This is a genomic window from Actinomadura gamaensis (assembly GCF_042652125.1).
Lineage (GTDB): Bacteria > Actinomycetota > Actinomycetes > Streptosporangiales > Streptosporangiaceae > Spirillospora > Spirillospora gamaensis.
This window is the reverse complement of the sequence record NZ_JBHSIT010000012.1, coordinates 165,596-178,799: the sequence shown is the minus strand read 5'-3', so window position 1 is coordinate 178,799 and position 13,204 is coordinate 165,596. Positions and strand designations below refer to the sequence as shown.

10 protein-coding genes are annotated in these 13,204 nt (G+C 71.9%); 4 read left to right on the top strand and 6 right to left on the bottom strand.

Annotated features, from left to right (window positions below; all coding sequences use genetic code 11):
* Positions 1-34 precede the first annotated feature (34 nt).
* Positions 35-571, bottom strand: a complete 537-nt coding sequence (gene pyrE, locus ACFPCY_RS34505) for an orotate phosphoribosyltransferase (protein WP_378262381.1) — start codon at positions 569-571, stop codon at positions 35-37.
* Positions 572-675: 104 nt separating this feature from the next.
* Between pyrE and ACFPCY_RS34500 the strand changes: the two genes are divergently transcribed.
* The 3 genes from ACFPCY_RS34500 to ACFPCY_RS34490 all read left to right on the top strand — a co-directional run bounded on the left by ACFPCY_RS34500 (position 676) and on the right by ACFPCY_RS34490 (position 3,677).
* Positions 676-1,935: an amidohydrolase family protein gene (locus ACFPCY_RS34500; protein ID WP_378262379.1), complete on the top strand. Its 1,260-nt coding sequence runs from the start codon at positions 676-678 to the stop codon at positions 1,933-1,935.
* Positions 1,932-2,972: a dipeptidase gene (locus ACFPCY_RS34495; RefSeq protein ID WP_378262377.1), complete on the top strand. Its 1,041-nt coding sequence runs from the start codon at positions 1,932-1,934 to the stop codon at positions 2,970-2,972. Before ACFPCY_RS34500 ends, ACFPCY_RS34495 begins: the two co-directional genes overlap by 4 nt.
* A 132-nt stretch (positions 2,973-3,104) precedes the next feature.
* Complete coding sequence (locus tag ACFPCY_RS34490) at positions 3,105-3,677, top strand: hypothetical protein (RefSeq protein WP_378262375.1); 573 nt, start codon at positions 3,105-3,107, stop codon at positions 3,675-3,677.
* A 44-nt stretch (positions 3,678-3,721) separates the two neighbouring features.
* On the opposite strand, the gene ACFPCY_RS34485 is transcribed toward ACFPCY_RS34490, so the two are convergent.
* The 3 genes from ACFPCY_RS34485 to ACFPCY_RS34475 form a co-directional block, all read right to left on the bottom strand.
* On the bottom strand, positions 3,722-4,396 hold the full coding sequence (locus ACFPCY_RS34485) for a tetratricopeptide repeat protein (RefSeq protein WP_378262373.1): 675 nt from the start codon (positions 4,394-4,396) through the stop codon (positions 3,722-3,724).
* Positions 4,397-4,523: 127 nt separating this feature from the next.
* The gene (locus ACFPCY_RS34480) at positions 4,524-6,047 is read right to left on the bottom strand and encodes an NYN domain-containing protein (RefSeq protein WP_378262371.1); all 1,524 of its coding nucleotides are present in this window, start codon (positions 6,045-6,047) and stop codon (positions 4,524-4,526) included.
* Positions 6,048-6,516: 469 nt separating this feature from the next.
* The gene (locus tag ACFPCY_RS34475; RefSeq protein WP_378262369.1) at positions 6,517-9,567 is read right to left on the bottom strand and encodes a sigma-70 family RNA polymerase sigma factor; all 3,051 of its coding nucleotides are present in this window, start codon (positions 9,565-9,567) and stop codon (positions 6,517-6,519) included.
* Positions 9,568-9,811: 244 nt separating this feature from the next.
* On the opposite strand from ACFPCY_RS34475, the gene ACFPCY_RS34470 reads away from it, so the two are divergent.
* Positions 9,812-10,588, top strand: a complete 777-nt coding sequence (locus ACFPCY_RS34470; protein ID WP_378262367.1) for a hypothetical protein — start codon at positions 9,812-9,814, stop codon at positions 10,586-10,588.
* Between the two features lie 131 nt (positions 10,589-10,719).
* Here the strand turns inward: ACFPCY_RS34470 and ACFPCY_RS34465 are convergent, their stop codons facing one another.
* Entirely contained in the window at positions 10,720-12,540 is a 1,821-nt protein-coding gene (locus ACFPCY_RS34465) for a DUF7800 domain-containing protein (protein ID WP_378262365.1), read from the bottom strand.
* 103 nt (positions 12,541-12,643) lie between these two features.
* Positions 12,644-13,192 carry a GNAT family N-acetyltransferase gene (locus ACFPCY_RS34460; RefSeq protein WP_378262363.1) on the bottom strand — a complete coding sequence of 183 codons (549 nt, stop codon included), beginning with the start codon at positions 13,190-13,192 and terminating at the stop codon, positions 12,644-12,646.
* Positions 13,193-13,204: the final 12 nt, after the last annotated feature.

The window sequence follows — 13,204 nt, the reverse complement described above, 5'->3', positions numbered from 1 at the left end:
GCCCCGGAGCCCGCCGTGCGGCGTTCGCGGGGTGTCAGTCGAGGCCGAGGTCGGCGACCTCGTAGGGGTGCCGGTACTCCAGGCCCTCGGCGGCGATCCGGTCGGCCGCGCCGCGCTCCAGGATCGTCGCGACGGCGACGACCTCGGCGCCCGCGGCGCGCAGGGCCTCGACGGCGGTCATGACCGAGCCGCCGGTGGTGGAGGTGTCCTCGACGGCGAGGACGCGGCGTCCGGCGACGTCCGGGCCCTCGATCCGGCGCTGGAGTCCGTGCTGCTTGTCGGCCTTGCGGACGACGAAGGCGTCCAGCTTGCGGCCCCGCGCGGCGGCGGCGTGCAGCATCGCGGTCGCGACCGGGTCCGCGCCGAGCGTGAGCCCGCCGACGGCGTCGTAGTCGAGGTCGGACGTGGCGTCCAGCATCACCCGGCCGACCAGCGGCGCGACCGCGCCGTCCAGGGTGACCCGGCGCAGGTCCACGTACCAGGACGCGCGCCGTCCGGACGACAGCACGAAGTCGCCGTGCACGACGGCCTTGGCCTTGATCTCTTCCAGCAGGTCATCACGATCGCTCACGGTGAGCACCTTATTGCCCCGGCCGGACCGGATCGGGCGGCGGGGCCGTGATCCGGGCGGCGGGGCCGTGATCCGGGCTCGACCTGCGGGTCCATCATGGAGAGGTGACCGACATCCCGCCCGGCGCGCCGACGCCGCACGCCCCGCCCGCGCCCGCCGAGACCGTCGTCTACCGGGGCGGTGTCCTCGTGGACGGGACGGGCCGTCCGGCGCGTCCGGGGACGAGCGTGGTGGTGACCGGCGAGCGGATCGCCGAGGTCGGCCCGGACGGCTCGGTGTCCGCGGCGGGCGCGCGGGTCGTGGACCTCGACGGACGGTTCGTCCTGCCCGGCCTGATCGACACCCACCAGCATGTCGCCACGCCGCCCGACCGCGCGCTCGCCGAGGCGACGCTGCGCCGCGACCTGCGCTGCGGGGTGACCGCGGTGCGGATCATGGCGGACGACCTGCGGCAGGTCGCCGACCTCGCGCGCGCCGCGCGGGTCGGCGAGATCGCCGCGCCGGACCTGCGGTACGCGGCGCTGACGGCCGGCCCGTCCTTCTTCGACGACCCGAGGACCGCGCAGGTCAGCCAGGGTGAGACGCCCGGCGCGGTGCCGTGGATGCAGGCGATCGGCGCAGGCACGGACCTGCGGCTCGCGGTCGCGCTCGCGCGCGGCACGCACGCGACCGCGATCAAGATCTACGCCGACCTGCCCGGCGAGACCGTCGCGGCGCTGACCGCCGAGGCGCACCGCCAGGGCCTGCGGGTCTGGGCGCACGCGGCCGTCTTCCCGGCCGCGCCCGCCGAGGTCGTCCGCGCCGGGGTGGACTCCGTCTCGCACGTCACGATGCTCGCCTACGAGGAACCGTCGCGTCCGCTGACGACCTACGCGGACAAACCCGACATCGACCATGCGCGCTTCCTCGACGGCCTCCCTCCGGCGATCGAGGCGCTGCTCGCGGACATGCGCGCGCGAGGGACCGTGCTGGACGCGACCGGCAGCATGTGGGACCCGGCGTCCCCGGCGGGCGAACTCGCCGCCGTCCTCACTGCGCAAGCCCATCGCGCGGGTGTGGAAATCTCCACGGGAACCGACAGCGACCCGGATCCCGAACGGACACACGCGCCCGTCCTGGACGAGATCGCCTTTCTGGTCGAACGCTGCGGATTCACTCCGCTCGAAGCGATCCGCTCGGCGACGCTCGTGGGCGCGCGCGCCGTGGGCGCCGAACGGGACATGGGCACGGTCGAGCCCGGAAAGCTCGCCAACCTGCTCGTCCTCGCGGACGACCCGCTCCGCGACATCCACAACCTGTGGACGGCGAACCTCGTCGTCAAGCGCGGACACGCCCTCCCCGCCGACCGGAAGGACCTCGGATGATCATCAATGCGCTCGGCGGGCTGGAGAACCCCAACGCCGGACCCACCGGCGGACCGTCCGCGACCAGCCGCGACCTGGTGGTCGACGGGCGCGCGCTCGACGACGCCCGCGCGTCCGGCCTGACCGCGGTGAACGTCACGCTCGGGTACGTGATGGGCGACTTCCCGCCCTACGAGCACACCCTCGACGAGATCGCCGTCTGGGACGATCTGATCGCCGCGCATCCTGAGAATCTGCTGAAAGTCCGGACCGCCGACGACATCCGGCGAGCGGACCGCGACGGACGCGTCGGCGTGATCTACGGCCTCCAGAACGCGGTGCAGACCGGCGACGACCCGGCCCGCGTCACCACCCTCGCGAAGCTGGGCGTCCGCGTCGTGCAGCTCACCTACAACCCGGCCAACCAGCTCGGCTCGGGCTGCATGGACCCGTCCGACGGCGGCCTCACCCCCTCCGGGCGCGACATCGTGGACGCGCTGAACGAGCAGCGCCTCATGGTGGACCTCTCCCACAGCGGCGAACGCACCTGCCTGGACGCGATCGCGCACTCCACCCGGCCGGTGTCGATCAACCACACCGGATGCCGCGCGCTCACGGACCTGCCGCGCAACAAGTCCGACGCCGAACTGCGCCAGGTCGCCGAGCGCGGCGGGTTCGTCGGCATCTACTTCATGCCGTTCCTGACCCCGTCCGGGCACGCGACCGCCGAGGACGTCGTCGCACACCTCGTCCACGCGGTGAACGTGTGCGGCGAGGACCACGTCGGCATCGGCACCGACGGCGCGGTCACGGCCATCGACGACCTGGACGCCTACCGCGTCCGGCTCGCCGAAGAGGTCGCCGAGCGCGCCCGCACCGGATCCGGCGCGACCGGCGAAGCGCCGGACACGCTCCCGTTCGTCCCCGAGCTCACCGGCCCCGGCCAGTTCCACCGCCTCGCGCGCCTCCTGGCACGCGAAGGCTGGTCGGACGACCGCATCGCCAAGGTCATGGGCGCCAACTTCCTCGCCTTCGCCGACCGGACCTGGCCCGCCTGACCCCGGTTCTGGGGGAGCCGGTGTGAGCGGCGCGGAACGGTCGGAAAGTGTACGGTGGGCTGCGGGCGGCCGCCGCGCCCCAGGACGCGGCCGACCTGTTCACGGCCCACACGGAGTCAGGATGGCGCAGACGTGACGCCCGGAACCCTCGTCCTGCTGCACACCCCGCGCGCGAACGCCGGTACGTGGGGCGACCTTCCGGAGATGCTGCGCTCCTACGGCTTCGACGTCGTCACTCCCGACGTGCCGGAGCTGGACGGCGCCGGCTACGTCGCGCGCGCGTCCCTCATCATCGCCGCCACCGCCCCGGACATTCCGCTCGTCCTGGTCGGCCACGGCTCGGCCGGCCCGCTGCTTCCGGCTCTCGCCGCCGCGCAACGCGCAGCGCACCGTCCCGTCGGTGCGTACGTCTTCGTGGACGCCTCCCTTCCTCGCCCGCTCAGGGCAACGCAGAAACACGACCACGCCCCGGAGGGCCGAGGCGAAGCCGGGGGCGCGGCGGTACCGGTGCCCGCCGACTGGCCCGACGCGCCGTGCGGGTACCTGCGCACCCATGCCGACCGCACCGCCACCCCGCCCGGGGACGGCGCGGACGACCGGGCGCATGCCGTTCGCGAGGCGGCGCTGCGCGGTTGGACGGTCGTCCAGCACGAGCCGCCCGCAGCCGTCGCCCAAACCCTGAGTGAACTTATCGCCACCCTCTGACAGAACGGCGACGCCGCTCGTCTTCCCAGGTCAGCGGCGGATGGTCAGGAGTCGGCCTTCTTGAGCAGGTCGTCGAGCATCGCGTCGTAGTCGTCCTCGGGACGGCCGAGGTCCATGCGGGCCCGGTAGCGGAGGCGGAGCAGCGCTTCGAGGCTGTCCTCGGCGAGTGCCGCGTCGTCGGGATCGATCACATCGCCGTCGGTGGAGACGGAGCCGGAGGTGGAACCGGGATCGGCGGAGCCCGCCGACGCGCCGGCACCGGTGCCGGTACGGGCGCCCTCGCGGAACGCCAGGACCACGTCCACGCCCCTCGACGCCCATTCGTGCGCGCCCAGGACGTCGCCGTGCGCGTAGAGCGTCTCGGCGACCGCGCGGTAGACCTCGGGATCGCGTGGCGCGTCCGCGCGGATGTCGTTCACCAGGGCCCGCGCCTCCGGGACGCGGCCCAGCTCGAACAGGGCGTCGGCGAGATAGGCGCGCGGGTCTCCGTAGGTGTCGCCGCCGTCCTCCACGGCGCGGCGGTAGAACAGGGCCGCCCGGTCGTGGTCGCCCGCGTGCTGCCACTGCTCGCCCGCGCGCAGCAGCACGTTGGCGCGTGACACCCCGCCGGACACGGCGTCGGCCAGCTCGGCCAGCCGCCGGGCCGCCGCGATGTGATCGCCCGTGCGCAGCGTGTCGAACTCCAGATCGTCGAGATCGTCTTCCGTCACATGCGTCACGGTTCAACGCTACCCGCCACCGCATACCCGAAGCGGGCGAATCTCGGATGATCGCGAATGATCTGCTCTTCCCGCAGGTCAGAGGCGGGGGCGCGGACGGGTGACGGACGGATTCGGGGCGAATCAGTCAGCGGCGCGAACGTTCCAGGGCGTCCCAGAAGCCGCGGCGCAGGGCGTGCCGGACCTCGTCGTGCAGCAGGAAGTCGATCGGGAGCGACGAGCCCTGCAGGAGCCGCGCCTCGAGATCGGACGGCATGCGCGGCTTGCGCGCGAGGACGGCTTCGAGCCACAGCGCGGGCGCGTCCCGCGCGACGGACTCGCCGAAATCCTGGCCCTCCTCGTGGGCGGCCTTCACCGCGTCCGAGAGGGACGGCGCGTTCTGCGGCTGGACGGGCAGCGGCGAGATCTGCTGCGGGCCGGTGTACGGACCGTGCGGCTGGGACGGCGCGGACGACGGAGGCGTCGCGGGCGGAGGCACGGAGGAGGGCGAGGTGCTGTAGTGCGGCCCGCCGGACGGCGGTTGCGTCGGGGCCTTGGTCGTGGACGGTCCGGGCGTGGGCGCGGAATGCAGCGACGAGGGCGGCAGGGACGGGGCGTTCGACCCGCTGGACGAGCCGAAGCCACCGGATCCGTAGGAGCCGAGCGATCCCGACCCGATCCCGGACGAAGACGGCCCCGAACCGATCCCGGACGAGGACGAGGACGACGACGAGCCGCCGAGCCCGGACGATCCAGAACCGATGCCGCTGCCCGATCCCGACCCGAGCGCCGGAGCACCGGAGCCGATGCCGGACGACGATCCAGAGCCGATGCCGGACGACCCGGATCCGATCCCCGACGACCCGGAACCGATGCCGGACGAACCAGAGCCGAACCCGGACGAGCCAGAACCGGAACCGATGCCGCTTCCGCTGCCGAGCCCGACGGAACCGGACGAACCGGTCGGTGTCGGGGCGGGCGCGGGCTGGCCCGTGATCGGCGACGACGGCGGCGGGCTCCCGTGCGTGCTCGACTGGAGCGGAGCGAGCGTGCCGCTGCCGACACCGCCGTGACCGTTGCCGTTGCCGTTCGACAGCGGTCCGGGGGACCCGGAGGACGAGCTCATGCCGTCCGCGCCGGCCAGCAGGTTGACGTAGGGCCGCAGGTGGCCGGAGCCGATCTCGATGAGGTCGTCGCACTCCTGCCGGAGCACGCGCGAGATCGTCCAGTTGCCGTCGACCGCGACGTGCACGACGGTGACCCGGACGCCGAGGTCCTGCGCGTCGGCGACGACCTGGGCGAGGTCCTCGTCGCCGCTGACGACGACGGCGTCGGCGAGCGCGCCGTTGCGGGCGAGCGTCATCAGGTCGCGGTGGATCTCGGTGTCCACGCCCTCGCGGCGGCCGGGACGGATGCGGCCGAGCCGCAGCTTCAGGCCGGGCAGGTCGGCGAGGGCCTCGTGTTCGGGCGCGCGGCGTCCTTCGACCGTCGCCTCGTACCAGTAGCAGCGCAGCAGGGGCAGTCCGGTGCGCTCGCGCGCGAGGTTGCCCAGCAGTTGCAGCAGTCCGCCGAAGTCCCAGGACACGGTCTCCCGATGGCGGGTGCCGTGCACCGCCATGGCGCCGTCCGCCAGCAGGTAGCCGGCGTCTACGAACAGCGCGCAGCGATCCATGCGACACCGCCTTTCGTCAACGCGGGACCTCATGCGGCTCCCACCCCGTGGCGCGCGCGGCGAGGGTCACTCTCATCGTGGCCCGCCCTCCCTGGCGCTCGGACGTGGGCCGGTCGAAGACCCCGGGCACTCTTAGCGTAGTGAAGCCCGTAAGACCTCTAGGCCAATACGGCGATTCGCCACTCTTTCACGACGGTCGGCCCCGCGCGAGCCCCTGGTACCCGCACTTCGGCGACCCGGCCCGTCCACCGGACGGGCACCTCAGCGCGGACGCTACCAGCCGTTCCGGTCGGTCCCTAATGCTTCGTCCATGATCTTTACGGAAACTCCGGGCGGACGGTTCAAAGCCGACGTGTCGCGGTCCGTGTTCATGGCCGGCGCTTGGCGCGAACGTGGTCACGGACCTGGTCACAGACCTGGTCACAGATCTGGCCACGGACGTGCACGCGCGTGAGGCATCTCGGCCATGTCAGCTGCGCATCGGCGCGGTCACCGTGACGACGCCGAGAAGCAGGGCGTCCTCGTCCGTGTCGACCGACAGCGTGGAGCGGCGGCTGAGGACGGTGGTGAAATCGTGCACGTCCGTCCCGAACGTCAGCGGTGTGCCGATCGCGCCGGTGGACGAACTGTCGAACACGTTGTCCGCCGAACGTTCGCCGTCGCCCGGGATGAGCGGACGTCCGTCCAGCAGAAGCCGGTCGCCCACGAGCCCTTCGTCGCCTTCCCAGCCGACCAGTCCGATGTGTGCCGGACGGGCGGCCGGAAGCAGTCCGCTAAGCGGGACGTCCGTGCGGTGGTCTCCCAGTGAGCCGAGTACGCGCGGACCGTCCAGCACGACGACCTGCTGAAGCGGAGCGGCCGGATCCTTCACGGCGACGACCAGACTCCAGCCGGCGTAATGCGCCTGCCCGGGAATGGTCGGTACGTCGGCTCCCCACCACACCCCGGCCCCATGCGCGCGCACGAGCTTGGTCACGTCGGCGAATGCCTGGTACGTCGCGAAGTCGGGGAGACGACCGGACTGCACTTCCGTCGAACGCACCCGCTTGTACTTCCCGTTGGGCCCACGCAAGCGCGCGGTCACCGGACCCGTGGGCGCGCCCTGTGTCACCCCCGACCAGTACATCCCGGCCCAGAGGACGGACGCTCCCTTAGGCAGTTCCAAGCGGGCCGCACTGGACGACTTCGTGGACGGATCGTCATCGCGATCCATGGGCTTCATGTTCCAGAAGTCGTCGTCCTGCTCCTCGCCCTGCCTGTTCAATGCCTCCTTGCAGCCCACCTGGTTCTCGTCACAGCTCGCTAGGGAGTTGCCGACGGAAACCACACGTGCGCTGCCGTCGGCTGCGAAACGCGCCGGAAGGCCGCCGTTGACGACTCCCCACGACGCACGCGCCGCGACTTTCTGCTCGCCCGAACGGAGCGTGACAGTCGGAGGCATTCCCGTAGGAGCCGTGGCGCCCACGAGAACATGCAGATAGGCGGAAGTCTTCTTGCCCTGGGGCAGTGCGGCATGGGTGCAGCGAACGCCGTCCGTGGTCGCACTCGAAGGGCCCTGATAAGCAGCGTCCTTCATGCCCGGCGAGCGCGAGTCACCAGACCCGAACTGCTGAAGGCCCGTAGGTGGCTGTGCCGAAGGAACCTGCATGGGACGGCACGACCAACCGTCCCCCGGAGAAACGAGTGACTTGAACAGCGCTCCGCGCCGTCCGCCGGACGCGCCCGCGTACGAGACGTCCGGAGGGAGGACGACATCGGCGATCAGATCCCGCGTACGGCCACCGGCGTTGCGCACCGTCATCCCGACGAGGCCGGGTTGGTCGTGCACGAGCGCGCCGATCGGGCCGATGTCGATGTCGAACTTCGGTGGCGGCATGACGGGCAGCGGCGGCTTCTTCGGCCTGGGCCGCGGTTTGACGGGCTGGGGCGCGCGTTTCACGGGCCTCGGCTTCGGCTTCGGTCTCGGTTTGGCAGCGGGCGGCCTGGGCCTCGGTTTGGGCTTCGGTTTGGGCTTCGGTGCGGGCGGCTTCGGTTTGGGCTGGGGCTTGTGCCTTGCGGGAGGCGCCGCCGCGGCCGGAGCAGGAGCCACAGGCGCTGCGACGGCCGGGGGCTTGGGTGCGGGCACGAGCGGCCGGTCGTGCGACACCAGCCCCATCGCGAGCGCCGCGGTGGCCACGGCCACGGCGGCGGCCGCGCCGGCACCGGCCGCCTGCTGCTGCCGCTTGGGTATGTGCCGCAACCATGCCCACAAGCCTCCGGCGCCCACCCCGCCCTTGGCGACAGCCGAAAGGTACGCGGTGGCCGCACCTCCGAGCACGAGCGGGCCGAGGCTTTCGCGTAGCGCGGTATTGATGTCGGCCAGTTCCAGGTAAAGCGCCTTGCAGTCTTCGCAATCGTCTAAGTGCCCTTCGACGCGCCGGGTGTCGCGCTTGGCGAGGCCACCACGCACGTGCGCACCCAACAGTTCCAGGACGGGACGGCACTTCTCGTCGACCACAACCGGCGTACTGGCGAACGCGGCACCGGCGGCGCCGGCCGTTCCGGAAAGCGCCGTGGACTCCGAACGGGACGCCCCGCCCGTGAAGGCAACGCCGCTCCGAGGCGTTGCGCGCGCAGGAGCCGAGTGGTCGGACGCGCTCGCATTGGACGTCTGCTTGGACGACTGGTCGAGCGACTGCCCGGACGGCCGCTCGGACGGCCGGTCGGACGGCCGGTCGGACGACTGCTCGGACGGGCGCTCGGACGCACTCGCGTCGGACGAATGGATCGCCGTCGTTTCTCCGGACGAGGCGGCGTCCACTGCGGCAGCGTCACTCTGCCTAGGCGGAGGCACTGCGGTCTCCGTCTCGCGCGCGACACGAGCGAGTCCGGTCGCTGCAACGGCCCCTGCGGCTCCGACAGCGGCGTCCGCGGTGGACGGGCTGTGCGCCGCGTACGAAGCAGCGAGATGCATCTGCAAGTACGCCTGCCGCAGCCCTTCGCGTGCGCGATAGGCGAGTGCTGCGACGCCGTTCGCCGTGAGACCGAGCAGCGGCGCGACCTCCGCGGGCTTCGCTCCCTCGATCTCGGTGTGCCACAGGACGGCCTGCCAGCGCTCCGGCAGCGACCGGAACGCGCGCACGATCATCGAGCGCTCCAGGCCCTCCAGCGCGGGGTCCACGAAAGGCGTGCCGGGGTCGAACAGCTCGATCTGGTCGGTGCTCTGCAACCGCTTCTCGCCCCGGTAGCGGTCGTAGACCGTCCGCCGGACCGACGTGAGCAGATACGGCCGGAAACCGGACTGCGGGCCGCCGCCGCGCTGCAGGACGTCCAGGATCTTCGCGAACGCGTCCTGGACGGCGTCCTCCGCCGCGTCGCCTTCGACCAGGTGGTGCGCGAGCCCGCGCGCGGCGGTGACGTGCCGTTCGTACAGCTCGCCGAACGCCGTGAGGTCGCCCTGGCGGATCCGTGAGATCAGGCCCGCGTCGCTGGCCTCGGTCCCGCCGTCCGGCGGGGGCGCCTCGAACGCGGGTTCGCTCACGGATCCTCCTAGTCCAAGCACGGTTGCGGAGCGTTCGCCGAAGAGACCGGAACGGAGCGCCGTACGGCCATTCCGCCCTAGGAAGCTCTTGGTGACGACGTGACCACGAAACGTCGCGGGGAATGATTCCGCAAACCGCGTCATGACTAAACCGCTTCCGCGTCATAGGTCTGGGAGGACGCACCACGGGGACAGTCCGCCCGCCGGGAAGACCGACGAACGAGCAGGTGAGCGGGGTGTGCGGATGATCGGACTCCGAAGCGCGACGGAACCGGGGGAGGCCGCCGGCGACGACCCGGACGGGGCGTTGCTGCCGGCCTGGCGCCGACGGAGCATGACGGCGGGCTGGGGACCGCCCGACGACTGGTGGACGCCCGCCGTGGAGGACATGGCGGACGCGGCGGGGAACGCGGACATGCTCGCCGAGGCGTGCACGCGGCTCGGGCGGGCGCGTGGCGCGGCCGGGGTGGGCGTGAACGAGACGCTGATCGACCTCGGCGCGTTCTTCGCCGTCCTGGACGGCTCGGAACCGCCCCTCGACCTCGTCCGCCGGACGGTCGAGGGCTGGGTGGACGCCGCGCTCGCGCCGCTCGCCGCCGAGTCCTGCCAGGACCCGCTCACCGGCCTCATGACGGTTTCGTACCTGCGCGCGCGACTCGCCGAGCTGTACGCGGCGGGCGACTCGGACGGGCGGGGGCCTTCCGAGACGCACTGCCTGGTCATGCTCGACCTCGCCGACGGCTGCGAACCGTGGCGAAGGCTCGCGCGCGCGATCGTCGTCGCCTACGAGCTGCGCGCGGTGTTCCGCAGTGGGGAGACGCCCGCGTTAATCGGCTCGGGTCGTGCGGCGGTGCTCGTGCCGCTGTCGCCGCACCTGTCGCGCCGCCTGGCCGTTCTGCATCGGCGGATCGTCCGGGTGCTGGGCACTGAGGCGCTCGCCAGCCGCTTCCTGCTGTGGGTGGAGGGCCTGCCCGCCGCGTGCGCGCAGGGGCTCGCCCTACTCGACCCGCCGCCGCGCTGAACTGCCGGGACGCGTGCCGTCCCGGCCCGGACGCCATCGGCGCCGTTCGCCCCGGGGAGGGGGCGGGGTGCGGCGCCGATGGCCCGTTGGGGGTGTCCGTTCCGAGCAGGAGGGGGCGGAACGGACACTCCTCATCGGGTGATCGGAATGGCCGAGATCTGCGTCAGCTCGGTCGGTGTGCTGGGCGTCTGCCAGCGGACGACACTGTCGCGCCCGGACAGTTCGACCGTGGCGATCGCGTTGCTGAACCAGGGGCCGTCCGAGAGGCGCCAGCGCAGCGGAGGACGCGGGACGCGCGCCATACGCGCGAGCCAGCGGAACGGCACGCCCATCCCGCGCGCGCACGCGATGCGGTTCGCCCATTGGAACTTGCTGGGGAGCGGGTTGCGGAGCGGCGAGCACACGACCTGCACGACTTCGGACGACGCGTCCGGTGCGGTGACACGTGCCATGTAGGAGTAGTGGACGTCACCCGAGAGAAAGGCGATTGTGGCGGGCGGGTCACCGCGCTCGCCGCGCGCGACGGCGATGACGTCGTTCGCGACCTCCCGGAACGACCGCTCGAACGCGGCCCAGTGCTCCAGGTCGGCGGCCTGGCGGATCTTCTCCCCGACACCCGCGGCGCGCGTGCCCCACGCGCCCTCCGCGACGGCCTCGTTCCAGGACTCGGCGTGGTGGATGGCGGGCGTGAGCAGGTACGGGAGGGACGACGCGACGAGCAGGTGATCGACGTCCCCCTGGAGCCGCCCGTCCAGCCAGTCGAACTCCTCGTCGTCGAGCATGCCGCGCCGCTCGGGCGTCAGCAGCCGCGAGCACCGGCTGTCCACGACGACCAGGCGGGTGCGTCCGAGGTCGTGCGCGTAGCTCCAGTGGGCCGTGGCGGGCTGGCGGTCCGCGCGCTCGGCGAACTCGTCCAGCACCTTGCCGCCGTCGCCGCTGTTCGCGGACGCCGCGCGGACGGCCTCGTACACGTCGTGCGCCGCGCGCCCTTCGGGCGAGAGGTTGCCGAGGTGCTGGTACACCCAGTACGAGCCGATGCCGCCGACGATGCGCTCCCGCCACCACGGCAGCGCCCACATCTGCTGCCGCCACGTGTAGGACGTGTTCCAGTCGTCCCGGATGTCGTGGTCGTCGAAGACCGTGAGCGTGGGCACCGTGGAGAGCAGCCACCGGACGGCCGGATCCTCGCGCCAGGCGAGCCGGTAGAGGTGCGTGTACTCCTCGAAGTCCGCGATCTCATCTGCCGGACACCCTTCGGCGGCGGCGTGACTCGGCTTCGGTTCGTCAAGCGCAGCGCCGCCGGAGGCCGTGCCCCCGACAAGAGAGCTGGCAGACGCGCCAAGCGCGCCCATGCCGCGTGTAGCCGGGCCGTCTGCAGACGCGCCGTGCGCGCTCGCGCTGTCTGCGGACGTGCTGTTTGCGGGTGTGGTGGTTCCGAGCCTTGGGGGAGCGCTGTCTTGGATGCCGCGTCGCGCGCGCACGATCTCGCGCATGGCCGGGTCCAGTTCGTCCGCGTAGACCTGGTCGCCGACCATCAGGAGGAGGTCGGGCCATGCCGCGTTCGCTCGCGTGAGGTGATGCGCGAGAGCGGCGAGGGTGTCGTGGCCGTGCTTGCCCTCGCGGTCGGGGGAGCGGCGACACGATCCGAACGAGACGCGCAACGTGCCGGACGTGTCGAGCGTGCGCAACTGGCTGGGCGGGAACTCCGAGCCTTCTTCGGGCCAGACTTGCTCGCCGTCCAGTTCGACCTGGTACGGGACGCGCGCGCCGGGAGCGAGTCCCTCGACCTCGACGAGGGCGAAGTGATGCGCGTGGACGGCGAAGGTCTCCGCCGCGGCCTCCACCTCCCCCGCGCGCACGAGCACCCGGCACGGACGGTCGGTCTCCACCCACACCGTCGCGGTGCGCTCGCCGACATGCCGGAGAAGAGGTCCCAGTACCAATGCGGTCATAACTCGCCTCTCTACTGGATGCGAGCCATCCCCGTCCATGGTTTGGCAAGTTCGACTTACCCGGTCGATCCGCCATGGTGAGAGCAGGGAAAAGACGGAACTGTCAGGACGCGTGAGAGCAGGGAACCCAATAGCGCAGCTTGATCCCGCGACGGTCCTCCAGAACGCCACCGTTCCTCTCGATGACGAGCCGTGACGGAGTGTTGTCAGCGTCACACGTGACGAGCGCGGGGTCGATGCCGAGATCGCGCGCGACGGGAAGGGCCGCCCGCAGCATCGCGGTGGCGTGTCCACGGCGGCGCGCGGTGGGCCGGACGTCGTAACCGATGTGCCCGCCCACATCGAGCAGCCACTGCGTCAGCCGATGGCGGATGGTCAGCCGTCCCAGGAACTCGTCCCCGTCCACCCACCACAGGACGGTCGTGGGGACGTGCGCGGGCGGGCGTGGCGTCTCGTCCAGTGCGAGTGAACGGACGTACTCGACGTACCTGCTGAACGGTTCCGGGTCGTCCCACTGGCCGGTGTAGGCGCGGAGCTCTCGCCCTAGCGAAGTGTCATCGTCGGGCGCGCCACGGCCTTCTGCTCGGATTTCTTCCATCGCGGCGAGAAACGAGATTCGGAACCGGGTGTCAGGAGCGATCAGTACAGGCACGACCCCTTTGTA

Bases quoted from the DNA above. Each gene is read 5' to 3' on its own strand.
- ACFPCY_RS34495 (WP_378262377.1), top strand. From the start codon at position 1,932: ATGATCATCAATGCGCTCGGCGGGCTGGAGAACCCCAACGCCGGACCC.
- ACFPCY_RS34480 (WP_378262371.1), bottom strand. From the start codon at position 6,047: ATGGATCGCTGCGCGCTGTTCGTAGACGCCGGCTACCTGCTGGCGGAC.
- ACFPCY_RS34470 (WP_378262367.1), top strand. From the start codon at position 9,812: ATGATCGGACTCCGAAGCGCGACGGAACCGGGGGAGGCCGCCGGCGAC.
- ACFPCY_RS34465 (WP_378262365.1), bottom strand. From the start codon at position 12,540: ATGACCGCATTGGTACTGGGACCTCTTCTCCGGCATGTCGGCGAGCGC.